The sequence below is a fragment of the Catellatospora paridis genome, assembly GCF_009720365.1.
GTDB lineage: Bacteria > Actinomycetota > Actinomycetes > Mycobacteriales > Micromonosporaceae > Catellatospora > Catellatospora paridis.
Window position 1 is genome coordinate 354,224 of record NZ_ML769312.1, and the last position, 24,636, is coordinate 378,859.

The 24,636-nt window shown below is 72.3% G+C and carries 20 protein-coding genes; 12 read left to right on the top strand and 8 right to left on the bottom strand.

Going from position 1 to position 24,636, the window contains the following annotated elements:
- Nucleotides 1-65: 65 nt before the first annotated feature.
- Entirely contained in the window at nucleotides 66-1,013 is a 948-nt protein-coding gene (locus tag F9C41_RS01470; protein WP_196279579.1) for a methylenetetrahydrofolate reductase, read from the top strand.
- A gap of 60 nt (nucleotides 1,014-1,073) precedes the next feature.
- Here F9C41_RS01470 and F9C41_RS01475 read toward each other — a convergent pair whose 3' ends face one another.
- Both F9C41_RS01475 and F9C41_RS01480 read right to left on the bottom strand, forming a co-directional pair.
- Nucleotides 1,074-2,405 (bottom strand): sensor domain-containing phosphodiesterase, encoded by a 1,332-nt coding sequence (locus tag F9C41_RS01475; protein ID WP_155384747.1) that lies wholly within the window; start codon nucleotides 2,403-2,405, stop codon nucleotides 1,074-1,076.
- A 98-nt stretch (nucleotides 2,406-2,503) separates the two neighbouring features.
- Nucleotides 2,504-3,469 carry a LysR family transcriptional regulator gene (locus tag F9C41_RS01480; RefSeq protein ID WP_155384748.1) on the bottom strand — a complete coding sequence of 322 codons (966 nt, stop codon included), beginning with the start codon at nucleotides 3,467-3,469 and terminating at the stop codon, nucleotides 2,504-2,506.
- A 22-nt stretch (nucleotides 3,470-3,491) separates the two neighbouring features.
- On the opposite strand from F9C41_RS01480, the gene F9C41_RS01485 reads away from it, so the two are divergent.
- Both F9C41_RS01485 and F9C41_RS01490 read left to right on the top strand, forming a co-directional pair.
- Nucleotides 3,492-4,373, top strand: coding sequence for a serine hydrolase (locus tag F9C41_RS01485; protein WP_155384749.1), 882 nt, complete (start codon nucleotides 3,492-3,494; stop codon nucleotides 4,371-4,373).
- A gap of 154 nt (nucleotides 4,374-4,527) precedes the next feature.
- Complete coding sequence (locus F9C41_RS01490) at nucleotides 4,528-5,508, top strand: MBL fold metallo-hydrolase (protein ID WP_155384750.1); 981 nt, start codon at nucleotides 4,528-4,530, stop codon at nucleotides 5,506-5,508.
- Nucleotides 5,509-5,571: 63 nt separating this feature from the next.
- Here the strand turns inward: F9C41_RS01490 and F9C41_RS01495 are convergent, their stop codons facing one another.
- Entirely contained in the window at nucleotides 5,572-6,501 is a 930-nt protein-coding gene (locus tag F9C41_RS01495; RefSeq protein WP_196279580.1) for an NADP-dependent oxidoreductase, read from the bottom strand.
- 90 nt (nucleotides 6,502-6,591) lie between these two features.
- Here F9C41_RS01495 and F9C41_RS01500 point away from each other — a divergent pair, with 90 nt between their 5' ends.
- Nucleotides 6,592-7,515, top strand: a complete 924-nt coding sequence (locus tag F9C41_RS01500; protein ID WP_155384751.1) for an AraC family transcriptional regulator — start codon at nucleotides 6,592-6,594, stop codon at nucleotides 7,513-7,515.
- 52 nt (nucleotides 7,516-7,567) lie between these two features.
- On the opposite strand, the gene F9C41_RS01505 is transcribed toward F9C41_RS01500, so the two are convergent.
- Nucleotides 7,568-8,509, bottom strand: a complete 942-nt coding sequence (locus F9C41_RS01505) for a hypothetical protein (RefSeq protein ID WP_155384752.1) — start codon at nucleotides 8,507-8,509, stop codon at nucleotides 7,568-7,570.
- 177 nt (nucleotides 8,510-8,686) lie between these two features.
- Between F9C41_RS01505 and F9C41_RS01510 the strand changes: the two genes are divergently transcribed.
- Both F9C41_RS01510 and F9C41_RS01515 read left to right on the top strand, forming a co-directional pair.
- Complete coding sequence (locus tag F9C41_RS01510; RefSeq protein ID WP_155384753.1) at nucleotides 8,687-8,875, top strand: hypothetical protein; 189 nt, start codon at nucleotides 8,687-8,689, stop codon at nucleotides 8,873-8,875.
- Between the two features lie 74 nt (nucleotides 8,876-8,949).
- Nucleotides 8,950-10,341 carry a M1 family metallopeptidase gene (locus tag F9C41_RS01515; protein ID WP_155384754.1) on the top strand — a complete coding sequence of 464 codons (1,392 nt, stop codon included), beginning with the start codon at nucleotides 8,950-8,952 and terminating at the stop codon, nucleotides 10,339-10,341.
- Nucleotides 10,342-10,396: 55 nt separating this feature from the next.
- Here F9C41_RS01515 and F9C41_RS01520 read toward each other — a convergent pair whose 3' ends face one another.
- The gene (locus F9C41_RS01520) at nucleotides 10,397-11,743 is read right to left on the bottom strand and encodes a family 43 glycosylhydrolase (protein WP_155384755.1); all 1,347 of its coding nucleotides are present in this window, start codon (nucleotides 11,741-11,743) and stop codon (nucleotides 10,397-10,399) included.
- A gap of 91 nt (nucleotides 11,744-11,834) precedes the next feature.
- Complete coding sequence (locus F9C41_RS01525; protein ID WP_155384756.1) at nucleotides 11,835-12,203, bottom strand: YciI family protein; 369 nt, start codon at nucleotides 12,201-12,203, stop codon at nucleotides 11,835-11,837.
- A 380-nt stretch (nucleotides 12,204-12,583) separates the two neighbouring features.
- Between F9C41_RS01525 and F9C41_RS01530 the strand changes: the two genes are divergently transcribed.
- Nucleotides 12,584-14,215, top strand: coding sequence for a pectate lyase family protein (locus tag F9C41_RS01530; RefSeq protein ID WP_230689198.1), 1,632 nt, complete (start codon nucleotides 12,584-12,586; stop codon nucleotides 14,213-14,215).
- 64 nt (nucleotides 14,216-14,279) lie between these two features.
- On the opposite strand, the gene F9C41_RS01535 is transcribed toward F9C41_RS01530, so the two are convergent.
- Together F9C41_RS01535 and F9C41_RS01540 are read right to left on the bottom strand one after the other, a co-directional pair.
- Complete coding sequence (locus F9C41_RS01535) at nucleotides 14,280-15,596, bottom strand: cytochrome P450 (RefSeq protein WP_155384757.1); 1,317 nt, start codon at nucleotides 15,594-15,596, stop codon at nucleotides 14,280-14,282.
- A 210-nt stretch (nucleotides 15,597-15,806) separates the two neighbouring features.
- Nucleotides 15,807-17,363: a condensation domain-containing protein gene (locus F9C41_RS01540; RefSeq protein WP_155384758.1), complete on the bottom strand. Its 1,557-nt coding sequence runs from the start codon at nucleotides 17,361-17,363 to the stop codon at nucleotides 15,807-15,809.
- A 143-nt stretch (nucleotides 17,364-17,506) separates the two neighbouring features.
- Between F9C41_RS01540 and F9C41_RS01545 the strand changes: the two genes are divergently transcribed.
- The 5 genes from F9C41_RS01545 to F9C41_RS01565 are packed head-to-tail and all read left to right on the top strand — an operon-like array spanning nucleotide 17,507 to nucleotide 24,575.
- Nucleotides 17,507-19,000 carry a class I adenylate-forming enzyme family protein gene (locus F9C41_RS01545; protein WP_155384759.1) on the top strand — a complete coding sequence of 498 codons (1,494 nt, stop codon included), beginning with the start codon at nucleotides 17,507-17,509 and terminating at the stop codon, nucleotides 18,998-19,000.
- On the top strand, nucleotides 18,997-21,864 hold the full coding sequence (locus tag F9C41_RS01550) for a non-ribosomal peptide synthetase (protein ID WP_230689199.1): 2,868 nt from the start codon (nucleotides 18,997-18,999) through the stop codon (nucleotides 21,862-21,864). Before F9C41_RS01545 ends, F9C41_RS01550 begins: the two co-directional genes overlap by 4 nt.
- Nucleotides 21,861-22,094, top strand: coding sequence for an acyl carrier protein (locus F9C41_RS01555; protein WP_230689200.1), 234 nt, complete (start codon nucleotides 21,861-21,863; stop codon nucleotides 22,092-22,094). Before F9C41_RS01550 ends, F9C41_RS01555 begins: the two co-directional genes overlap by 4 nt.
- Nucleotides 22,091-23,407, top strand: a complete 1,317-nt coding sequence (locus tag F9C41_RS01560; protein ID WP_155384760.1) for a condensation domain-containing protein — start codon at nucleotides 22,091-22,093, stop codon at nucleotides 23,405-23,407. Before F9C41_RS01555 ends, F9C41_RS01560 begins: the two co-directional genes overlap by 4 nt.
- The gene (locus F9C41_RS01565) at nucleotides 23,400-24,575 is read left to right on the top strand and encodes a macrolide family glycosyltransferase (protein ID WP_155384761.1); all 1,176 of its coding nucleotides are present in this window, start codon (nucleotides 23,400-23,402) and stop codon (nucleotides 24,573-24,575) included. Before F9C41_RS01560 ends, F9C41_RS01565 begins: the two co-directional genes overlap by 8 nt.
- Nucleotides 24,576-24,636 lie beyond the last annotated feature (61 nt).

Genomic DNA, 24,636 nt, shown 5'->3' on the forward strand with positions numbered 1-24,636 from the left:
TGTTGTGGCACGGATCGCCTCAGCACGGGCCGGTGCGGTGCGAGCGGGTTCGATACCGTAATCGCATGAGTGACGACAGTGCGCCTGCCCGCCGGTCCCTGCGGGCGATGTTGGCGCAGGCCGAGGCGGGTGTGCTGCTGCTGGGCATCACGCCGCCGCGGCGCAGCGTCACAGCCGAGCAGGCCGCCCAGATCGCCGAGGTCACCCTCGCCCGGCTCGCCACGGTGGACCTCGACGGGCTGATCCTCTACGACATCGACGACGAGAGCGACCGCAACCCGCAGGAGCGCCCGTTCCCGTACCTGCCGACGATGGACCCGGTCGCGTTCCACCGCGACCACCTGGGCTCGTGGGAACTGCCGTCGGTCATCTACCGGTGCGTCGGCAAGTACACCGAGCCGGAGCTGGCGGACTGGCTCGGCGACGTGGACACCGACCGGGTGCTGGGCGTGTTCGTCGGCGCGTCGTCACGGGACAAGGGCGTGCGCACGGGGCTGACGCAGGCGTACGCGCTGCGTGACCGGGTGCGCGCCGACCTGCCGCTGGGCGCGGTCGCCATCACCGAGCGCTACACCCGCACCGGCGACGAGCACCTGCGCATGCTGACCAAGCAGGACCGCGGCGCGTCGTTCTTCATCACGCAGGTGGTGTACGACGTCGACGCGACCAAGAGCCTGCTGTCGGACTACTACTACACCTGCGCGCAGAAGGGCGTCGCGCCCCGCCCGGTGATCTTCACGTTGTCGGTGTGCGGTTCGCTGAAGACGCTGTCGTTTCTGCACTGGCTGGGCGTGAACGTGCCGCGCTGGCTGGAGAACGCGCTGCGCTACTCCGAGGACCCGCTGACCGAGTCGTACCAGCAGTGTCTGGCGACCGCCCGCGAGCTGGCCGCGTTCTGCCGGCGGCTGGGCGTGCCGTTCGGGTTCAACGTCGAGAGCGTGTCCATCCGCAAGGTGGAGATCGAGGCGTCGGTCGAGCTCGCCCGCGAGGTCCGCGCGCTGCTGAACGCCTGAACCCCAGCCGGGCAGCCGCATGCACGCTGCGGGGCGGCTTCGGCCCGTTCGGTGATGGACCTACCAGTAGGTGTCCGGTTCGGCGGGAGTCAGCCGATGCAGCAGCGGCTTCGCCGCTTCGATGATCAGCTCACGGTTGTAGGTGAGGACGAAGTCGAACTCCCGATCGTCGTGCTCACCAGGGCCGCCGCGGTCGTAGGCGAACAGGCCGCCCGCGAAGTGGTTGCCGAGGACGACGACGGTCCACTCGTTGATCAGCGGATCGGTGGGCTGCAGCGGCCCGCCGCGGATCCCGTCGGCGGGCAGCGCAGGCACGCCTTGTGCGTATACCGCCGTGAATACGCACCTCGTGGCAAGGTGGGTGTACCGCCGCCGGGCGTGCTCGTCGAAGTTGCGGACGTGCTGGAAGGTGGCCATCAGCACCGCGGTCTCGGCCACCTGCAGGCACTTGTTCTCCAGGTGCCTGCTCAGGCACTTGAGCATCTGCTTGGTGGTGCGGATGACGGGCCGATGTTTGCGGGCGACCTCGAACGGGGTGCTCCCGGTGACGGAGGGCGCGTCCACGTGCGCCAGCACCAGGTCGACCGGCGCGAACGTGCCTGGGAGGGCACCGGGGTGGCCGAACAGCCAGCCCTGGCCCAGGGTTGCCCCCATGGATCTCGCGACGGCGAGGTGATGCGGTGTCTCGATGCCCTCGGCGAGCACGGCCGCGCCGGTGCGTTCGGCCTCGGCCAGCACCGCGTTGACGACGGCCGATACCGACGGGGTGACGCGGCCCTGCACGATGCTGCGATCCAGCTTGATCACGTCAGGGCTCAGCAGCGGCATCAAGGCGAGGCTCGTGGGGTCGGCGCCGACGTCGTCCAGGGCGATGCGTATCGAGCGCTCGCGCAGTGCGAGGACCGCCGCCAGCAGCGCGGCCGGGTCGGCGGCCAGGGACCGTTCGGTCAGCTCCACCACGACCTGGAGCTGAGCCAGTGCGGCTTCGTGCACGGCGAGCACGTCCGGTGGTGGCGGGGTGCGTAGCGTGGCCGGCTCGACGTTGAGGAACAGCGGCACCCGGCGCGGCATTCCGGCGGCCAGGGCACCACGGAAGGATGCCGACCCGCAGGCCCAGTCGAGTTCGGCGAGGCGATCGACCTGCGCGGCGTGCCGGAACAGCACCTCCGGCGTCGCGAACGCGCTGCCGTCGGGCCCACGGGCCAGTGCTTCGTACCCGGCGGTCTGGCCGCTGCCCAGCGCGACGATGGGCTGATAGACCGCATGGATCTGCCCGCGGTCGAGCACTGCGTCGAAAGCCGCGTCCGCGCTCGCGTCGGCCGCACCGCCTACCGCCATCACCGACCCCCTGACCGCATCCGCCAGCTGGGTGGCGACAGTCTGGATCTTCATCTGCCAGCCTATCGGCAAGCGGTCCTGACCTGCGGGTTATGGGCATCTGCGGCTCGCCCGCCCGCCGCGGCGGCCGGGTCGCCCTCGGGCAGAGGCCGTCACACGCCCGGGGCCGTGTGGAAGACGACCGACCACGGCGCCGGCGCCCCTGCCGCTCGCTCCGTCGCGGGCAGTGCCCCGGTCCGGGCCAGGACCTCGCCGGCGACGGTGGCGAAGCGCTGTGCCGCCGGGTGCGGTGACCGGCGCGGCCACACCGCGGTGACCTGCTGCCACAGCGGGTCGCCGGTCAGCGGCCGCCAGGTGACCCGAGGCTCGCGGCGGGTCGCGGACTCCCGCTCCAGCGCCACGCCCTGCCCGGCGAGCACCAGCCCGCACAGGAACTCGGGGTTGCGGGCGTGCCGGACCCGGCTCGGCGTGAAGCCCTGCTCGCGGCATACCGCGAGCAGGTGATCGTGCCAGGCGGGGGCGGTGGCACGGGGGAAGACGACCAGGCCGTGCCCGGCGAGATCGGCCAGGGCGACCTCGTTCGACCGGGCCAGCGGGCTGGTGCGGGACAGGACCACGCCCAGGCGGGTCCGGATGACCGGGCCGGCGTGCAGGTCCACGTCGTCGATCGGCTGGTGCACCAGGCCCACGTCGAGCCGCGCGGCGGCGAGCAGTTCCAGCTGCTCGGCGGTCGTCAGCTCCTGCAGGTCGACGTCGAGTCCGGGGGCCTGCTCGGCGAGCCGGCGCAGCAGCTCGCCCAGGGCCGCGGCCGGTGTCTCCGGCGGCACCCCGGCGCGCAGGGTGCCGAGCGTGCCGTCGCGGATGGTGCTCATGAGGGTCCGCATCCGCTGCTCCGCGGCGAGGAACTCGCGTGCCTCGTCGCGCAGCGCGTGCCCCGCGGCGGTCAGGGCGGTCTCGCGGGGCAGCCGGTCGAACAGGGTCACCCCGAGCTCGTCCTCCAGCCGCCGCATCGCCTGGCTGAGCGGCGGCTGGGCCATGCCCAGGATCGCCGCGGCACGGCTGAAGTGCAGTTCCTCCGCGACGACCAGGAAGTAGCGCAGGTGCTTGGAGAGATCCACCGTCCGACCATAGGCTGACCGGATGTTGATCACGAACCGGATCGCGGACCTGTTCGCCGGCGCGGACATGCAGGGGTGGCTGCACGCCCGCGACCTCGACACCGGCCGGGAGGTCGCGGTCGGCGCGGACGACCAGGTCGTCATCGGGTCCATCTTCAAGATCCTGCTGGTACTGGAGTTCGCCCGGCAGACCGCCGCGGGCTCCCTCGATCCGGCCGACCGGATGCTGGTGCGCGCCGCCGACCGGCTCGGCGGCTGGGGCACGGCCGGCTGCGCCGACGACGTCGAGCTGTCGCTGCGCGACCTGGCCTACTTCACCATGTCCGTCAGCGACAACACCGCCGCCGACCTGCTGCTGCGTCGCGTCGGCCCGGACCTGCTGCCACTGCTCGCACAGGAGCTGGGCCTAGCCCGCACGCGCCTGGTCGGCGGGCCGCGCGAGATCCTCGAAACCATGATCACCGACGTCGGGGCACGGGACGACGCGGAGTTCGCGCGGATCTTCCCGACCCTGCCCGACGCGCAGGTCCGGGCACTGCGGGTGTTCGACCCCGGGCACACGAACTCCAGCACGCCGGAGGAGATCACCCGGCTGCTCGGGCTCATCTGGCGGGACGAGGCCGGCCCGGCGCAGGCCTGCGCGACCGTTCGCGAGCTGATGTTCCGGCAGCTGTTCTGGACCCGGCTCGCCGCTGGGTTCCCGCCGGGCGTGCGGGTGGCGGGCAAGACCGGCACGCTTCCGGGCCTGCACATGGAGGCCGGAGTCGTGGAGTACCCCGACGGCGGCCGCTACGCGGTGGCCGTGTTCGCCAAGACCGAACGGCTGTCCATGCCGCGGCTGGAGCTCGACCTGGTGCTCGGACGGGCGGCGAAGCTGGCCGTGGACGACCTTCGTGGCGAGTGACATGGGCCACTTGTCGGGCTCGCCGGGCATCGGCTGAACTGCGCTGATATCCGGATCGATATGGCGGGTGCCGTCTTTCGATCTTGGACGGTGCCGCGGGATGGGTGTTTCGCTGCGGTGGTCATCTTGATCCACCGCACGAGGGGAAACACCCATGTCCGAGCATTCGGTCGACCGCCGCCGCTTCCTGCGTACGGCCGCCGCGGGCACCGCGATCGCCGCCATCCCGGTCGCCGCCGCCCCGGCCCTCGCCGCCCCGGCCGCCGCCGCGCCCAGTCCCCGGACCGGCACGGCCAAGCGGCAGGCGGCGACGCTGCGCTGGTTGGGCACCTCCGGGTGGCGCATCGACGTCGGCGCGCGCACCCTGCTCATCGACCCGTACCTGACCCGGTTCCCGACCGGCCTGTTCACCGGCGCGTTCGACCCCGCCACCGCGCTCACCGTCGACGCGGCCACGGTCGCCGCGCACGTCGGCAAGCCGGAGAACGTGTTCGTCACGCACACCCACTGGGACCACTTCAACGACGTGCCGCACGTCGCGACGAGCACCGGCGCACGGGTCTTCGGCACGCTCACCGCGTACCACCTCGGGCTCGCGTCGGGTGTGGCCGCCGGGCAGCTCAGCCCGGTCAAGGGCGGCGAGGTGCTGGAGTTCGGCGACTACTCCGTGGAGGTGGTGTCCGCGCTGCACAGCCGCAACGCGGCGTACTCGATGGCCTTCCCCGGGGTGCGCACCAGCCCGGGCGTCCCGGCCCCGCGGACCATCGCCGACCTGCCCGAAGGCGACACGCTGTCCTACCAGGTCACCGTCAAGGACGGACCGTCGGTCTTCTTCATGGGCGCCAGCGACTTCGTCGAGCGCAACCTGCGAGGGCTGAACCCGGACGTCGCGATGCTGGCCCTGCCGTCGACCGGCAACACCCACGACTACGTGCCCCGGCTGATCGAGGCCCTGGACCGCCCGGCGGTCGTGGTGCCGGTGCACTGGGACAACTTCGAGACGCCGCTGCAGAACCCGCCCACGGTCGCGCCCGCCGACGCCGAGCGGCTGGCCGCGTTCGAGGCGGCGATCCGGCAGGCCGCACCGCGCACCACCATCCTGCGGCCGCAGTACGCGACGCCGTACACCTTCTGATCGACGCGGCCTCGACCAGGCCCGGCTTGCCTGGTCGAGGCCGCCCCGCGCGTCGGCCGACGCTCACGGAATGAGGAGGACCTTGCCCCGGAGCAGGCCGGCCTCGCTGAGGCGGTGGACTTCAGCAAGATCGGCCAGGGGCCGGGTCTGGCTGATGTCGACGGTGACGACGCCCGCGTCGACCAGATCCACGAGCGCGGCCAGGTGCGCGACGTCATTGCGGGCGACCAGGTGCAGTGCGGTGATTCCGGCGCCGGCGGGCGGTTCGATCGGTGTCGCGATCGACACGATCCGCCCGCCGGGGCGCACCACCGAAGCCAGCGCCGCGGTGTCCGACGAGCGGAGTGGGACCAGATTGAGCAGCGTGTCCACGTGACCGTCGAGCGCGGCGACCACCGGAACGGCCGTGTAGTCGATCACGTGATCCGCGCCCTGCCCGCGGACCGTGTCGGCGCTGCGGGCACTCGCCGTCGCGGTCACCTGCGCTCCGGCGTGCTTGGCCAGCTGTGTCACGAAGCCGCCGACACCTCCACCGGCGCCGTTGACGAGCACCCGCTGGCCGCCGGCCACCTTCCCCTGCTCGAACACCGCCTGCCACGCCGTGAGGCCGGCCACGGGCAGGGCCGCCGCGTGCGCGAGCGGGATCCGGCTGGGGGCCGGGACCAGCGCGGCAGCGGGTGCCAGGACGTATTCGGCGGCCGCACCCGCGTCATCCAGCCGCCCGATGACCTGGTCGCCCACCACGATTCCGGGTGTGCCGGGACCGACCTCGGTAACAGTGCCGGAAACGTCCCAGCCGAGCGTGTAGGGCAGGTCCAAGGGGAGCAAGCCCTGCAGCAGCCCGGCACGCAACGCGGCCTCGGTCGGGTTGAACGACGTCGCCGCGACGCGGAGGAGCACCTCGCCGACGCCGGGCCGGGGGCGGGCGCTGATCTCGTAGCGGATCACGGACGCTGCGCCGTACTCGTGGATCCGTGCGGTCATCATGGTCATACGACGAACCTACGATCGTGTCCTGAGACGATCCATGTGTGAGGCTGCCCGGTTCATAAGCGCACGTCTCGCGACCCGTACCCTCGGGTGGTGGATGTGCTCAGTGACGTGATCACGGTGACGCGGACCGGCCGGGCCCGCTCGGCCCACGTACGCTGGCATGCTCCCTGGGGGCAGCACTTCGCCTCGGTGCCCGGGTCGGCCGGTTTCCAGGTGATCCTGCAGGGCTCGTGCTGGCTGCTGCCACCGGACGCGCAGCCCGTTCCGCTCGGCGAAGGCGACGTGGTGTTCCTGCCCCGCGGCACGGGGCACACCCTGGCCGACAGTCCGGAAACCCCCGTCGTGGCGCCCGGCTGCGTTCCCGGCGACCCGCTGTCGGTGTCGGACTCCGTCGACCGCAGTGGGCAGGGCGGTCCCGAAACCGTGGTGCTCTGCGGGGCGTACCAACTCGACGTCTCCCGAGCTCACCCGCTCCTGCTGACCCTGCCCTCGGTGATGCACCTACCGGCGCGGTCCCGCCGCAACCCGGAGCTCACCTCGGCCGTGCGGCTGCTCGCCGCCGAGGTGCGGCATCCTCGCCTGGGCGCGGACGCGGCCAGGCGGGCGCTGCTGGACACGCTGCTGCTGTACATCCTGCGGGTGTGGTTCGACGAACAGCCCGTACGGGGCGGCACCGCAGGCTGGGCGGCGGCGCTCAACGACCCGCCGGTCGCCGCGGCGCTGCACGCCATCCACGGGGATCCGGCAGCTGGCTGGACGGTGGCGAAACTCGCCGCCCAGGCGGGACTGTCCCGGGCGGCGTTCGCCAGGCGCTTCGCCACGCTGGTCGGTCAACCACCCCTGGCCTACCTGACCTGGTGGCGGATGACCACGGCGGAGCGCCTGCTGCGGACCTCCGACGCACCGTTGAGATCCATCGCCGAACAGGTGGGCTACGGTTCCGAGTTCGCCTTCGCCACCGCCTTCAAACGCAGCCATGCCACGTCCCCCGGCAGGTACCGCCGCGAATCGTGAGCACGGCACCCGCATCGAAGGCCTGGCCATCGACGCCGCGCAAAGTCGATCGTCAGGCGCGCGGCAGGCCGAGTTCCCTGCGCAGCTTCCCCTTGAGCATCTCCAGCTCCGCGTCGGTGGTGTAGACGTGGTTCTGGTCGAGCGTGACCGCGACGAGGTGCCGGCTGGGGTTGCGGCTGATCTCGTAGTAGTAGATCGCGCCCTGCTCGACGTCGAGCACGAGCCGGACCAGCGGGCCGGTGTGCAGGTGGGCAAGCTGCGGGTCGAGGGTGTGGCGCAGTCGGCACACCTGCTCGCCCTGGGCGTGGTAGAGCTCGCGACGCTGGTGCGCGCTGAGCTGGCGTACCCGGTACCTGGCCTGCTCGAAGGTGTCGACGCTGAAGACCCGCTGGGCCGGTGCGGCTGGGTCGGCGTCCGGCGGCTCGTACAACGCGATGTAGTGCAGCCGTTCGACGCTCAAGGCGTCACGGCAGGCCTCCAGCAAGGCACGGTCGGTGGAGTCGGCCTGGTAGACGCCCGTCACCGGCGAGACGGCGATCTCCTCGACGGGGACCCGGGTCGTCGTCGGATTCTCGATGACCTCCTGCACGTCCTCGACCCGAAAGTAGAAGCAGCCGATGGCGAAGACGGTCACCCCGAGGAGCAGGGTCGTCATGCCCACCACGTCCTGCACGAGCTCCTTGTTCTTGAACAGGTCGAACGCGGCGGTGACCAGGAACCCGTGGATCGCCGTGCCCAGACCTGCCAGGACCAGGAACGTGGCACGGGCGCGCTGCATGTTGAGCCAGCCGGGCCGGAACAGGTAAAGCCCGCCCGCGGCGATGCCGACCACCACGATGGTCACGCCCGCCCGGCCGAAGTTGAACGGATCGTCGCCCAGCAGCGCCAGCAGGATCTCGAAGACCAGCGGGAGCGCGATGGAGCTGGCCAGGATTCCGGCCATCCGCTGCGACCAGGCGATCTTGGGTACGGCCGTGGGGTCTGCTGTGGACATCGCACACCTGTCTGGGGAGAGGGATGGTGCGCACATCGTATGTGGACGATGGAAGGCGTCGATCATCCGATCGGGTCGCAGGTGACGGCCCAGGTTTGTGTCGAAGTCCCCGCGGGAATCGACGTCATCAGGCCGTCCTCGTCCGGAGCCGGTCCACGGCACGCGAGGGGGCACACCATGTACGCGCTCGAACCCGGCACCGTGATGACCCGCCCGGCGCTGGACCAACCGCTCGCCGAGGGCGACCCGAGGGTGGACCAGCCCGTCTGCGACGGCTGCGGCCGGCCCGCGCCCTGCCCAGCGGCGACCCACGTCTACAGCCGGGAACTCGCCGCCGACTTCGCGCGCGGCTACTCGGGGCTCTGATGCCGCGAATCTCAGGTTCTTCTCAGCTTCGCCGACCGTCGGCGGGGAGCCCGCGTCTCACTTAACGTGATTCCATGCGAAAAGCCCGAATCGTGGGGATGATGGTCGTCACCTCATCCCTGCTGGCCGGTTGCGGCCTCCTTCCCCCGAGCCTGACCGGGCAGGTCGGCCTGGCCGGCATCGGCGATCCCTACTTCCCGACCTACGGCAACAGCGGGTATGACGTCGAGCGCTACCAGTTGAAGGTCAAGTTCGATCCGGCCACCGGGCAGCTGGACGGGACCACGACGGTGCGTGCGAAGGCGACCCAGTCCCTGGACGAGTTCCACCTCGACCTGTACGGACTGACCGTCAGCGGCGTCAAGGTCGACGGCCGGGCCGCCAAGACCGCCCGGGAGCGCGACGAGCTGGTGATCACACCGGCCGCCCCGATCGCCTCCGGCGCGGCGTTCACGACCGAGGTCGTCTACGGCGGCCGGCCCGCCGACACGCCCGACCGCGACGCCGAGGGCAACGGCTTCTTCACCAGTCGCCGCGGCGCGGTCGCGGTCGGCGAGCCGCAGTCGGCGGCGGCCTGGTTCCCGGTCAACGACCACCCCCGCGACAAGGCGCTGTACGACATCGAGCTGACGGTGCCGCCGGGTTACAGCGGGATCAGCAACGGGCTGCTGCGCGGGCGCACCGAGGACGGCGGCTGGAGCACCTGGCGCTGGGAGGTCACCTCCCCGATGGCGTCCTACCTGGCGCTGATGGCCGTCGGCAAGTTCCGGGTGATGCAGGGCGAGCACAAGGGCAAGCCGATGATCACCGCGATCGCCGAGAAGGTGCCGGTGGGGGAGGCCGACCGCAACCTGGCCCGGACCCCGGAGGTCGCCGACTTCCTGGAGACGATCGCGGGGCCGTACCCGTTCGACGCGTACGGCGGGATCGTGGTGGCCGAGAAGCGGGTCGAGGACGAGATGGAGAGCCAGACCCGCCCGGTGTACACGGCCGAGACCTGGGCCGACGGCCCCGACACGGTGATCCTGGCGCACGAGCTGGCGCACCAGTGGTTCGGTGACAGCGTGTCGGTGGACACCTGGCGCGACATCTGGCTCAACGAGGGCTTCGCCACCTACGCCGAGTGGCTGTGGCAGGAGCACGACGGCGGGCCGAGCGTGCAGCAGCAGTACGACAAGCGTTACGCCGACAAGAAGTCCGACCTGTGGAAGGTGCCGCCCGGCGATCCGGGCCGTGAGGAGATCTTCTCCGACAGCGTGTACGAGCGCGGCGGCATGACCCTGCACGCGCTGCGCAGGCTAGTCGGCGACGACACGTTCTTCGGCATCCTGCGCACCTGGACCCAGCAGCACAAGGACGGCAACGCGAGCACCGCCGACTTCATCGCCCTGGCCGAGAAGGCCTCGGACCGCCAGCTGGACGGCTTCTTCGACCAGTGGCTCTACACCACCGGCCGCCCGTCCTGACGGGCCCGCCGAAGGACTGCCCCGGCGGGGGACATCCGCCGGGGCAGTCCTCTGCTCAGGCCACCTCGATGTAGTCGAGTTCGGCCCAGCGGCTCAGGTAGGTCAGCCGCAGGGTGTTCCACCCGGCGGCCAGGGTGACGCCGGCCGGGGCCTGCCGCCAGGTCTCCCAGCCGGTGTTCGGGTAGTTGACGGTCGTCGGCGCGCCGCCGTTGACGGTGAGCGTGTGCTGCGCGTCGCCGAAACCCGCGGCGTAGCCGACGTGGACCGTGTAGGCCCCGGCCCGCGGCGCGAAAACGCTCAGCTGCACCCAGCTGTCGGCGTAGTCGATGTACGCGACGGCCTGGCCCTGGGACGCGGTTGTGGTCGCCCGGATCGAGCAGCGGCTCAGGGTGCCGCGCTCGGCCTCGGTGCGCACCCGGCTGCCCCGGACCACGGGGAAGCCGCCGGCCCAGCCGAGGGCCGCCACGTACATGCCGCGGGCGCTGTAGTTGTTGATCCAGCCGTGGAACACGATGCTGTCTCCGGCGGCGTCGCGCACCACGTCCGCGCCGCCCGGGCCGCGTACGGCGCCGTCGACGCTCTCGGTGGTGATCAGCGAGCGGTACGCCTTCGTGTACGGCCCGGTCAGCGCCGCCGAGGTCGCGTAGCTGGTCTGATAGGCGTCGCCGCCGTACCCGCCGAGCGAGTAGAACAGCACGTACTGCGTGCCGACCTTGGTCAGCAGCGGGGCCTCGATGACACCCGCCTCCTCGGGCAGCCCGCTGCGCAGCAGCTCGACGCGGCCGCCCTGGAAGGTCAGGCCGTCGGCGGCCACGCCCTGCAGCCACAGGCTGGTCGGCTGGCCGATGGCGTTGCCGTCGTCCTTGTACAGCAGGTAACGCGCGCCGGTGCTGTCGACGAAGCTGGAGGCGTCGATGTCGCCGCCCTCCCCGCCGTTGCAGACCAGCGGCTGGGTGCCGACCGGCGTGAACGGCCCGATCGGGGAGGTGGCCAGCGCCGCGCCGATGCACTGCCTGCCCACTGCGCTGCTGCGGGCGGTGTAGTAGAGCAGGTACCGTCCGTCGGCCCGGCGTGACACCTCCGGCGCCCAGGTCAGGCCGCCGCTCGCCCATGCGCCCAGGGTGGGTAGCGCGTTGCCGCGCCGGGTCCACGGCCCGGTCGGCGAGGACGCCGAGGCGACCGGCACGTTGCCGAAGCCGTTGTTGGTCGAGTAGGCGTAGTAGACCCCGTCGAAGCGCGAGACGTCGGGGTCGGGGAAGTCGCTGCCGATGACGAGCTGCGGCGCGGTCGTGGCGGCGGCCGCGGCGGCCGGGGCGGCGACGGCGAGCGGGACGGTCAGGGCGGCGGCGATCGACACGAGCGCCAGGAACGTAGCGACGACAGACGATGGCGAGCGGGGCATCGCTCCTCCTCAGGTCGTTTCCGGAACTGGAAACAAAGCATCCAGAAACGGGAGCGTATCGAAGTATGACGTTATAGTCATCCGCTCGCCGTCATGCCCCGGCTCCACCGCCGGGCCCGTGCGGCTTGAAGCGGCGGATCTCCTGCGGCCAGCCGCACGCCTGCGCGATCTTGCCGGCCCACATGCGGGCCGCCGCCTCGTCGGGCACGTTCACCACGGTCAGTCCGCCCAGGAACTCCTTGCTCTCGACGTAGGGCCCGTCGGTGAACAGCACCGTGCCGCTGGTGGCGTCGGCGGTGAAGGCCGCGTTGTCCTCCTCCAGCCCCCCGGCGAACACGTACGCCCCGGCGGCCTTCATCTCGTCGACGACCGCCCTGGCCAGTGGCCCGCGCGCGCGGAACCACTCCTCGCTGTGGTCGCCCACCCACTGCTGGTTGAAGTAGATGAGGTACTCGGTCATGTCTGCTCCTCTGGTCGGCCGAACGGCGTCCGGCTTCGCCTTCACTACGAACGGTGCCCGGCGGATCCGACACTCTCCGGCGGGAAATCTCCGGCACCGTGCGCGACATTCCCGCCGACTGGGCACACCGGCTACTCCGACGCGGCACTGGCGGCTGGGAAAGCGCTTGCCATAGGATCGGTGCCATTCCTGCGAACGGAGGGATGTCCACCCGCGCCGCAAAGTTCGCCATAGCAGACCTATCGGGGCCGACCGACCGTCGGCCATTGGCGTTCGGGCGGATTTGATGCAACAAAACTGCACATAGAAGCCATTGACTGTTTTAAGTACGTCTTCCTACGTTGGAGGGAAAGCGCATTCCAACACAGGGAGGTCCTACAGTGCAGGAAGCGCACGTCCCCCTTCGGCGGAGCAGGCGCGCTCGCAGCGCCCTGGCCGCCGGGGTCAGCCTCACCGTCACGGCGCTGATCCTGACCATCGGTGCGGCCGCGAACGCGGCCACGCTCCTGTCGGACGACTTCAACGACGGCAACGCCAACGGCTGGACCACGTCCGGTGGCAGCTGGTCCGTGTCGTCCGGCGCCTACGCCCAGTCGAGCACCGGCGCCAGCGCCAAGGCCCTGGCCGGCTCCACGTCCTGGTCGACCGCCACGGTGTCGGCGAAGGTCCGGGCCAACACCTTCAGCGGCTCCGCCTCGCGCGGGCTCGGCGTCGCGGCCCGCGTCCAGAGCACGTCGAACTTCTATGCCCTCGTGCTGACCTCGACCGCGGTGCAGATCCGCAAGGGAAGCACGACCGTGCTGGCCACCGCGCCGTTCTCCGCGGCGACCGGCACCTGGTACACCCTGGCCCTGAGCGCGACCGGCGGCTCGCTGGTCGGGTCGGTCAACGGCAGCCAGGTGGTGTCGGTCTCGGACGGCTCGTATCCGACCGGGCGCGCCGGGCTGCTGGCCAACTACACCGCGGCCTCGTTCGACGACGTGGTGGCGACCGACGCGGCGGGCCCGAGCCCGTCGACCCCGCCGTCGGCGTCCAGCTCGCCGTCCACCCCGCCTTCGGCCTCGCCGTCGCCTTCCGCGCCGCCGTCGCCGAGCACCAGCCCACCGCCGGTGCCCACGGGCATCGTCGGCTGGGCGACCCAGGCGGGCGGCACCACCGGAGGCGCGGGCGGAGCCACGGTCACCGTGAGCACGTGGGCCGACTTCCGGACCCAGGCCCAGGCCGCAGGCACCCGGACCATCCTGGTCAACGGCATGCTCAGCGGATCCGGCACGGTCGAGGTCACCGCCAACAAGACCATCCGGGGTGTCGGCGCGAACTCGGGCATCTCCGCGACCACGCTCAACATCGAGGACATGCACCCGGCCAACGTCATCATCCAGAACATGAACATCCGCGGGGTGCCGGGCGGCGACGCGATCCAGATCGAGAACGCCACCCACATCTGGATCGACCACAACACGATGTCCAGCACCATCGAGAGCGACGTCGACTTCTACGACGGCATGATCGACATCACGCATGCCGGCGACTACGTCACGGTGTCGTGGAACATCCTGCGCAACCACTGGAAGGACTCGCTGGTCGGGCACTCCGACGGCAACGCCGGTGAGGACGTCGGCCACCTGCGGATCACGTACCACCACAACTGGTTCGACCGGACCTTCGAACGCAACCCGCGGGTGCGGTTCGGCGAGACGGTCCACGTCTTCAACAACTACTACTCCAACATCGACAACAACAGCTCGTCGTACGGCATCGCGTCGACCATGAACGCCGGGGTGCTCGTCGAGGGCAACGTGTTCGAGAACGTGGTGCAGGCGTGCTGGTCGGCCAGCGGCTACGCGGACTCCGACCCGGGCCGCCTGGTGGCCCGCGACAACCTGCTCACCAACTCGGGGCCGTGCGAGACCAACGGCTCCGTGGCCTCGGTGCCCTACGGCTACACCGCGCAGAGTTCTGGCGCGGTCAAGTCGTCCGTCACCGCCGGTGCGGGCGCGGGCAAGCTCTGACCTGCCGGTGAATCGTCACCGAGGGCCGGCGACCGGAGAAACCCGGTCGCCGGCCCGTCCTGTGTCACCGGGTGCCGCCAGCTCCCGTGACCGGGCAGCCGCGCGCCGGGGCGAACCGCGCGCGCAGGCCCGACGGGGCGAGCCGGCCGAGGAACCTGGGTGCGGCCGTGACGGCGTTCGCCGACGCGACGGTGTAGGCCTGGGCCAGCCGCGAGGTCGTCAGGGTGAGCTGGCGCATGGCCAGGGCCGAGCCGACGCACACCCGCGGCCCGGCGCCGAACGGCAGGTAGGCCGTCCGCGGTGCGGGCCGTCCGGTGAGCCAGCGGCCCGGGTCGAACTCGTCGGGGCGCTCCCACCAGCGCGGATCGCGGTGGATCAGGTACGGGTTCACCAGCACCTCGTCCCCGGGGTTCAGCGTCCAGTTCCCGAGCGTCGTCGGGCGGTACGCAGTCCGGGTCATCAGCCACACCGGCGGATACAGCCGCAGCACCTCCTTGACCACCGCCTCGGCCAGCGGCAGCCGCGCCTTCGGGAGCTCATCGCCGGGTCCCGCCTCGTCGCGCAGGTCGGCGGCCAGTTCCGGCCGCAGGGCCAGTTCCCGGACGATGGAGACGACGGCGGCCGCCGGAATGCCGTGTCCGCCCATGAGGATGCCGCGCAACGTCGCCATCACCGTGCCGTCCGGCATCGCCGGGTCGGCGTCGAGCAGGAAGTCCAGCAGGTCGGCCGGAGTCGCCGGGCGCGGGTCCGCGCGTCGCCGCCGGACCAGGGCGGTCAGGGTCTGCACGGTGTGCCGGTGTACCCGGAAGAAGCGGCGGTGGCGGGGCAGCGGCAGCCAGGCGGGGAACTGGTACGACGACGCGGTGAACGGCTCGGTGATGTCGAGGTTGTCGGCGAGCAGTTCCGCCAGCCCGGGCGCGTCGCGGCCGAAGCAGTATTCGGCGATGGCGTGGGCGGTGAACGCGCGCGCCAGGGGCAGGACGTCGACCTCGCTTGCGGCGGCGGGCCGGGTCAGTTCGTCGAGCAGTGCGACGGTGCGGGTGTCGGCGGCCGCGGCGGCGGTGTGGTTGAGTCCCGGCCACACCGTGCGGCGCGCGGACATCCAGGCGGCGGCCTGGCCGGCGGCGTCGCCCAGGTCGGGCCGGGCGTCGAAGGGCGCGAGTTCGGTGAGGAAGTCGGTGTTGGTGCGCGCGAGCACCTCGTGGGCGGTCTCGGGGGCGGTGACGAAGACCGTGCGCTCGTCGAAGGCGAACACGTCGCCGTACTCGTGGTGGGTGCGCCGCAGGAAGCCGATGCGGTCGTCGTCGTAGGCGGGCGTGTTGCCCATGAGCCAGTGCCCGCGCGGCCCCGGTGGCCGGGTGCGCTGCTCGGCCTGTGCCATCGCCGTCTCCCCACGGCCGCAGGTCCCCGGACCGAGGTCCCGCGACCGGGGTTCCGAGATGCCGGTCGGCCTACTCCGGGTAGTTGTAGAACCAGTACGGATACCGGCCGCTGACCTGGGACCTGCCCATCAGGCGAGCGGCGACGTGGCGGAGCACACGTGCCATGGAAACCCTCCTATATAGAGAGGCGTGTATTGATGTGCATCGTGTCATGCGCGGCGGACGGGTGCAACGGGTTCGGGCGTCGCGGGCAGGTCCGGGCTCGCGGCCGACGTCCAGGGCCAGGGGAGATGGCCGAGCGCCGCATCGACCAGCAGCCGTTCGACCGCGCGCAGGAAGCGTTCGGCGACGTCGGGGGGTAGGTGGGCCGTGTCGCCGGTGACGGCCAGGCCCATCCCGCCGGGTGTGTCGATCACCTCCACCCGCATCAGCCAGGTGAACGTGTCCAGGCCTTCGGCGACCGCGAAACTGGTGTCGTCCATGGCGGCACGCAGCGCGACGGCGTCGAGGTCGTCGCCGGGCAGCTCGGCCTCGGGGGCGAGCCGGATGTCGTTGAAGTAGCAGTGCTTGTTGACCCCGGTGGCGTACGGCAGCCCGGCCGCCTCGTGCGCCCGCGCCATCTGGTCGGGGTCGTAGTACGCGTGCCGGTATGCCTCCACCGCCGCGTGCCAGACCCGGGGCAGCGCCTCGGCGAACACGGGCCGGTCGGCCACGCTGATCACCAGCAGGCCGAGCTGGTTGAGTTTCGAGATCGCCTCCCGGTACTCGTCAGCGGACCGGTTGTTGACCATCGTGTAGATCCCGCACGTGTCCTGCCCGGACCAGGCCGTGATGACCCCGGCGACAGCGGTCAGCAGCACCGTGGAGCTGGACACCCGCTCACGCCGGGCGACGGTGCGTGCGGCCGCGTCGGCGGCCTGTGAGGTCAGCACGCAGCGCTGGAAACGAGGGGAGTGCACGGGCCCGACGCTGGGCAGCGTGTCGGCGGGCAGGCGATGGTGGCTGTCCAGCCAGTACCGCACCGCGCGGGCATTGCGGCGCTGCAGGCGGTCGCTGTCCTCCAGTCGGGCGATGTCGGCCGACTGCGCGGGTGGCGGCGTCGGCACCGCCCCGCGCAGCAGGAGCAGCCGCAGGTCGCGCAGCACGAGTTCGGCGGCCCGGAAGTCGACGGTGGTATGGCTGAACACGACGACGATCCGGCACACCCGCTCGCCCGCCACCAGCAGCGCGACCCGCTGCGGCCACTCCCGGTCGTGGTCGAACGGGGTGCTCGCCAGTTCGGCCGCCACCTGCGCCGCGAGCGCCGCGCCGTCGTCGCCGGGCGGCTCGCCGACCGGGATCACCAGCACCGGCTGTTCGCCCTGCTCGGCGACGACCTGGCGCAGCTGCCCGTCGACCTCCTGGACGCGGGTGCGCAGCGAGCTGTGCCGGCCGACGAGGGCGCTCACCGCACGCAGTGCCGACGGCACGTCGAGGGCGGCGCGGCGCGGTGCGGCGACCACGCGCCGCAGGCTGAACATCGCGTGGCTGGCGCCGTGGCGGCGGATGGCGATCCACAGGGCGCGCTGGCCCCAGGTGAGCGGCGCGCCCGGGTCGGCCGGTCCGTCGAACGTCGCTGACAGGTACGCGGCGTGCGCGGTGCCCGGCACGTCGAGCCTGGTCGTCATCTCCGGCAGGCCGTCGCCGGCGACGGCCACGCCGCCGGGGGGCAGGACGATGTCGCGGAGCGCGGTTGCGGCGTCGGCGGTGCGGCCGTGGGTGGACATCACGCCAGCGTAGGACGTCGATGGCGGAAAGCGCTTTCCTCCGTTCGGCCGATCCCTGCCCGCCGCCCCCGGATGCAGACTCGTGTCGATACGCGGGCGAGATGCCGATCCCCGCTCCAGGTCGCGTTAGGAGACGTTCTCCCATGCCCGGGATCGGCGAACCACCGCTACAACCATGCCGGACAGTCCCCGGGCTGCTGGCGTGGCGGCGTGCCCGCAACCCCTCCGACGTCGCCATCGAGGTCGCGGGCGTCGACACGCTGACCTTCACCCAGTGGGACGACGCCGCGACCGCGGTCGCCGCGGCGCTGCGCGCCAAAGGCCTCGCCCCGGGCGCGCCGGTCGGGCTCGTCTTCGCCGGCCGCGACTGGACGAGCTTCGCCGTCGCGTACTGCGGCGTGCAGCGGGCGGGCGCGGTCGCCGTGCCGCTGCCCGACCAGCTGCCCCCGGCCCGGCTGTCCCAGCTGCTGGCCGGATGCGGCGCCGACCTCGTGATCAACGGGCGCGGCGACGTCGACGCGCTCGTCGAGACCGGTATGCCGGACGCCGACCGCCTGGCCGCGGCGGACCCGCTCGACGCCGCCCGCCCCGGTGAGATCGCCCAGATCCTGTTCACCTCGGGCACCTCGGGACAGCCCAAAGCCGTCGCCGCGACCCACGCCAACCTCACCGACGGTGCGCTGATCCACCCCAAGCGGCTGGCGCTGGCCCACTCCCGGCGCTTCCTGCACGCCTTCCCGATCGGCACCAACGCCGCGCAGACCATGCTCGTCAACGCGCTGACCGCCCGGCCCTCGGCGCTGACCCTGCCGCGCTTCACGCCCCGGCGCTTCGCCGCCCGGCTGCCCGAGGTCGGCACGGTCTTCCTGGTGCCCGCGACGGCGATCGAGCTGCTCGAATCCGGTGCGCTCGACGGCGTCGACCTGTCCGGTGTGCACCTGGTCGGTTCGACCGCCGCCCCACTGCCCCCGGCCGTCGCGCTGCGGCTCAACCAGGCATTTCCCAACGCGGCGATCGTCAACCACTACACCTCCACCGAGGCGGCCCCCGCCCACACCAACATGGTCTTCGACCCGGCCCGCCCCGACGCCGTCGGCCGCGTGACGACCGGCGCGGTACGCATCACCGACGCCGACGGCGGGCCCGTGCCCGACGGCGAGGTCGGCCACGTGTGGCTGCGCTCGCCGCACGCCCGCCGCTACCTCGGCGACGAGACCGCCACCCGCGACACGTTCCGGGACGGCTGGGTGCGCATGGGCGACCTGGGCCGCCTGCGCGACGGCTTCCTGTTCCTGTCCGACCGTGACAGCGACGTGGTCAAGTCGGGCGCGTACAAGATCTCCACGCTGGAGGTGGAGGCCGCGCTGCACGAGCACCCCGGCGTCGCCGCGGCCGCGGTGGTCGGCGTGCCGCACCCGGTGCTCGGCGCACGGCTCGCCGCGGTGATCGTGCCCCGCCCGGACGCCGCCGACGTCGGCCTGCCCGGCATCCGGGCGTTCCTCGCCGAGCGGCTCGCCGACCACCAGCTGCCCGGCGACCTGCTCGTGCTCGATCAGCTCCCGCGCAACGACGCGGGCAAGGTCCTCAAACGACAGCTGGTGGGACTCTTCCCCGCCGGCACCGGAGGTGACGCGTGAACCCGATCAGTCACGGCGTGTGGTTCACCGAGCAGGCGGCGATCGCGGGCACCGCGTACCACATGGCGCTCGGGGTGTGGTTCGACGGCGAGCTGGACCGGCACGCCCTCGGCGAGGCGTGCGCCGCCACCGTCGCCCGGCACCCGGTCCTGGGCTGCGCCGTCGCCCTCGACGGCGACCTGCCCCGCCTGGTCCCCGCCGCCGAGAAGATCACGCTGAGCGACGCGCCGCACAGCGAGGCGCGGGTACGCGAGGAGATCGCCCGCCCGTACGACCTGAGCCGCGGGCCGCTGGCCCGGTTCGTGCTGCTGCGCGACACGCCCACCCGGCACCTGCTCCTGTTCACGGCGCACCACCTGGTCTTCGACGGCATGTCCAAGGACCTGCTGCTCGACGACCTCGCCGCCGCCTACCGCGGCGCACAGCTCACGCCGCTGCCCGCCCTGGCCGACGGGGAACCCGGCGAGCACGCCGTGGCATCCGCGCGGGAGTACTGGGCCCGTCACTGGACGGACCCGGGCGAGGCCGTGCTGCCCGACCTGACCGGCACACCGGCCGCCGCCGAGCCGGGGCACACCGTCGAACTCACCCTGCGCCTGCCCGACGTCGCCGGCCTCACCCGGTTCGAGACGGTGCTCGCCGCCGTGCACGTGCTGCTGGCCCGCTACGGCAACGCCGGCCTGCCCGTCGCCGTCGGGCTGTCCACCCGCGACGAGCACACCGCGCCACGGATCGGGCTGCACGTCAACGAGCTGCCCGTCAGCGTGGCACCGGCCGTCGGGCGGTTCGGCGACTACGCGCGGGAGCTGCGTACGCGCCTGCGGGAGCTGTACCGGCACCGCACCGTGCCCCTGGCCCACGTCGTGAGCGGCCTGCGCGCCGCACCGGCGCTCACCCCGGTGTCGGTCGGCTACCGGCGGCGCGGCCCGGCGCCCGCCTTCCCGGGCGTCACCGCCGACGTGCAGTGGGCGCTGTTCCACGGCGCCGCCCGCAACGCGTTGCACCTGCAGTTCGTCGACGGCCCCGACGGCGAGCTCGCCGTCAGCCTCCAGCACAGCCCGGCCCACCTGCCCACCGCCGCGGTGGAACGGATCGGCGAACACCTGCGCACCGTGCTGGCCGCCGTCGCCGCCGACCCGGACAGCGACGTCGCGTCCATGCCGGTCATGCCCGCCGCCGAGCGCGAATCGGTCCTGCACGGCTGGAACCGCACCGCCCGCGAGCAGCGGGGCACCGTGACGCAGCTGCTGGCCACCCAGGCCCGGTTGCGCCCGGACGACATCGCGGTCGTCGACGGCGACCACCGCCTGACCTACGCCGAACTGGACGACGCCGTCGCCGAGCTGGCCGCGCGGCTGCCCGGTCCGGGCGCACTCGTCGCGATCCGGATGCCCCGCGGCCGGCAGGCGCTCGTGGCGATGCTGGCGGTGCTGCGTGCCGGGTCGGCGTACGTGCCCGTCGACCCGGCCTATCCCATGGCCCGGCAGGAGCTCATCCTCGAAGACGCCCGGCCCGCGCTGGTCCTCGACGGCCTCGACGCCGTTCCGGCCGCGTCGACCGGCGGCGAGGTACCCGCGGGCACCGCGTACGTCATGTACACCTCGGGCACCACGGGCCGCCCCAAGGGCGTCGTCGTGCCGCAGACCGCGCTGGCCAACCTGCTGCTGGGCATGGCCGAGACGGTCGGCAGCAGGCCGGGGGACCGGTGGCTCGGCCTCACCCCGCTGTCGTTCGACATCTCCGCGCTGGAGCTGTTCCTGCCGCTGGTCACCGGCGGCCGCCTGGTGATCGCGGGGGAGGCCGGGGCGCTGGACGGCCGCGCCGTCGGCGCGCTGGTCGCCCGCGAGGGCGTCACCCACGTCCAGGCCACCCCGTCGGCCTGGCAGGTCCTGCTCGAAGCCGGTTTCGACGGGCGGTCCGCGGTCACCGCGCTCGCCGGGGGCGAAGCCCTCCCGCTCGACCTGGCCCGCAGGCTGCGGGCGCGGGTCACCCGGCTCGTCAACGTGTACGGCCCGACCGAGACCACGATCTGGTCGACCGCCGAGGAGATTCCCGCCGAGCCCGACCGGATCACCATCGGCCGCCCGATCGCCAACACGCAGACCTACCTCCTGGACGGTGCCGGACACCCGCTGCCCATCGGCGTATGGGGCGAGCTGTACATCGGCGGCCACGGCGTCGCCGACGGCTACCTGCGCCGCCCTGACCTCACCGAGCAGCGGTTCGGCCCCGACCCGTACACCGGCGGGAGGCTCTACCGCACCGGCGACCGGTGCCGGTGGTCGGCCGACGGCCGCCTGGTCTTCGGCGGGCGCACCGACAGCCAGGTCAAGGTGCGCGGGCACCGGATCGAGCTGGAGGAGATCGAATCCCACCTGCGCGCGTTTCCCGGCGTCACCCAGGCCGCCGTCGCGCTGCGGGGCGGCGACCTGGCCGCCTACCTGGTGTCCACCGGCACCGCCCCGGACACCGCGGAGCTGCGCCGCCACCTCGCGTCGAAGCTGCCGGCGGCGACCGTGCCGACCTCGTGGACGTTGCTCGACCGGTTGCCGGTGACCCCCAGCGGCAAGCTCGACCGGGCCGCACTGCCCGAACCGGCCCCGGCCCGCGCGCCGTCGGGCACCCCCGTCCCGGGCGAGGACGACGAGCTCGTGCGGGTCTTGCAAGGCATCTGGCAGGAGGTCCTGTCCGTCGCCGACATCGGCCTCGACGAGGATCTGTTCGACCTCGGCGGGCACTCGCTGACCATCACCCGGATCAACGTGCGCATCCTGCAGCAGTTCGGCCGCGACGTGCCGCTGGAGGTCTTCTTCGAGACCCCCACCATCGCCGACATCGCCGCGTTCCTGCGGGCCCAGCCGTGAACGCCGAACTGAACCGGCGCGTGGCCGCACTGGTCCAGGACGTCACCGGCGGTGCGGTCACCGCCGGACAGGCGCTCACCGGAGGTTCGCTGCGCGCCCTGGGCCTGGACTCGCTGGGCGCGCTGCGGCTCATCGACGCCATCGACCTGGAATTCGGCGTCGAGATCGACCTCGGGTCCGGGTCGGACACCCTCGAAGCGATCACCAGGATGGTGGAGGACCGGTCATGAGACACCTGCCGCTGTCCGCGCTGCAACAGCGCTTCTGGTACCTGTGTACGGCCTACCCCGGCGACGCGTCGCCGATCCTGGTGCTCAACTGGCGGCTGCGCGGGCCGCTGGACGTGCCCGCCTGGCAGGCCGCGGTGAGCGCGGTCGTCGACCGGCACGAGAGCCTGCGCACCGGCTTCGTGCTCCGCGACGGCGAACCCGTCCAGGTGGTCATGCCGCCCGCCGGGATCGACACCGAGGTCGCCGACCTGTGCGGGCTCCCGGCCGACGAGCGGGAGGACCGGGCCGCCGAACTGCTGTCGGCCCGTACCCACCGGCTGCTTGACCTCACCGCGGACCCGCTGGTCGGCTCCAGCCTGCTGCGCCTGGCCGACGACCACCACGTGTGGTGCTTCACCATGCACCACCTGCTGGCCGACGGCGCGTCGCTGCGCATCGTCGGCCGCGAGATCCGCGCCGCATACCTGGCCGCGCTCGACGGGGTCAAGCCCGACCTGCCCGAACTCGAACTGCAGTACGGCGACTTCGCGCAGTGGCAGTCCGAGCAGGACCAGGCCGGCGACCTGGCGTACTGGCGCGAGCGCCTGGCCGGGGTGCCGCCCCTGGAACTGCCGACCGACCTGCCCAGGCCACCCGAGAAGTCCGCGCACAGCGCCGAGCACCTGCGCCAGATGAGCCCGGAACTGGCCGCGCAGGTCGTCGAGCTGTCCCGCAAATCCCGGTGCACCCCGTTCATGGTGCTGCTCGCCGCGCTGCAGGTGCTGCTCGGCGAGCGCAGCGGCCAGGACGACTTCTGCGTCGGCACCCCCGTCGCCGGCCGGGTGCGCGCCGAGTTCGAGCCGGTGGTCGGGCTGTTCGCCAACACCCTGGCGCTGCGCGCCGACCTGTCCGCCGACCCGAGCTTCTCCGACCTGCTCAGACGCACCCGGAGTTCGGTCATCGCCGGACTGCAACGCCAGTCGGTGCCGCTCGGCCGGGTCATCGCGGCACTGGGCGTGCCCCGCGACCCGGGCCGGACGCAGCTGTTCGACGTGGTGTTCAGCATGCGCAACGACACCCCCGCGTCCGTCTCGCAGCTCGGCCCGGTGCTGGTCGAGGGGTTCCCGCACGGGCACGCCAAGGTGCTGCACGACCTGGTGTTCGACATCTGGCGGCTCGACGAGACGGGGCTGCGCGCCGGGATCCGCTACGACACCGCCCTGTTCCGGCCCGACACCGTCGACGAGCTGGCCCGCCGGTACGAGCAGATCCTCGCCGCCGCGGTCGCCCGGCCCGGAGACCGGCTGTCCGAACTGGCGGCCTGCCGTGGGTAGGCACATCGCGTTCTTCAACATTCCCGCCATCGGGCACGTGTACCCGACCCTGCCGGTGGTCGAGGAGCTGACCAGGCGCGGGCACCGGGTCACCTACTGCACCACCGAGGACCGCCGCGCGACCGTCGAGGCGGCCGGCGCGGTCGTACAGCCGTACCGGTCGCTGCGGCCGGCCGACCACGACCCGTCGCTGCGGGTGCCCTGCCGCGACGGCTACATCAGCCAGACGCTGCTCAGCTTCCTCGAAGAAGCCGAGGCGACCTACACGCAGCTCGCGCCCCGCTACCGGGACGACCGCCCCGATCTCGTCGTCTTCGACCGGATGGCGTTCGCCGGGCGGGTGCTCGCCGCCCGGCTCGACGTGCCCTCGATCCAGCTGTGGCCGATGCTCGTCTCCAACGAGCACTGGTCGATGGGCCAGGCCCTGAACGCCTTCGACCCCGCCGACCCGGTGCTGCTGACTTACCTGTCCCGGCTGGAGGCGTTCCTCGCCGTGCACTGCCCGGCCCTGGATCCCGCGCAGTTCCTGAGCCCGCAGCCCGAGGCGCACCTGGCGTTCTACCCGCGCTCGTTCCAGTACGCGGGGGAGCGGTTCGGGCCCGGCTACCGGTTCGTCGGCCCGTGCCTGCGCCGCCCCCCGGCCCGGTGGCGGCCGCCGCGCGACCGCGACGTGCTGCTGGTCACCCTCGGCACCGTCTACAACGCCCGGCCCGACTTCTACCGGCACTGCATCGAGGCGTTCGGCGGCAGCGACTGGCACGTGGTGCTCGGCGTCGGCGAGCGCATCGACTTCGCCGCGCTGGGCCGCGTGCCAGCCAACGTCGAGGTGCACCGCTTCGTCTCGCAGCTCGACGTGCTCGCCCACGCCACGGCCATGGTCAGCCACGCCGGGATGGGCGGCGTCATGGAGGCGATGAGCCTGGGCGTGCCGGTGCTCGCCGCACCGCAGACCCTCGAACAGGAGGCCAACGCGCTGCGGGTGGAGCAGCTCGGGCTGGGCGCCCGGCTGCCCGACGACCATGCCGACCCCGGCGCGTTCAAGACCGCCATCGAACTCATGGTCAAGGACCCGTCGATCATGGACGGGGTGGACCACATGCGCCGCGCGATCACGGCCGCAGGTGGAGCGTCCCGGGCAGCCGACATCATCGAGCAGTGCCTGCCCTGACCCTGCGAGTGCCGCCGTCGCGGCCGGCACCTCGCTTTGCATAGACGCTGGCCTATCACGA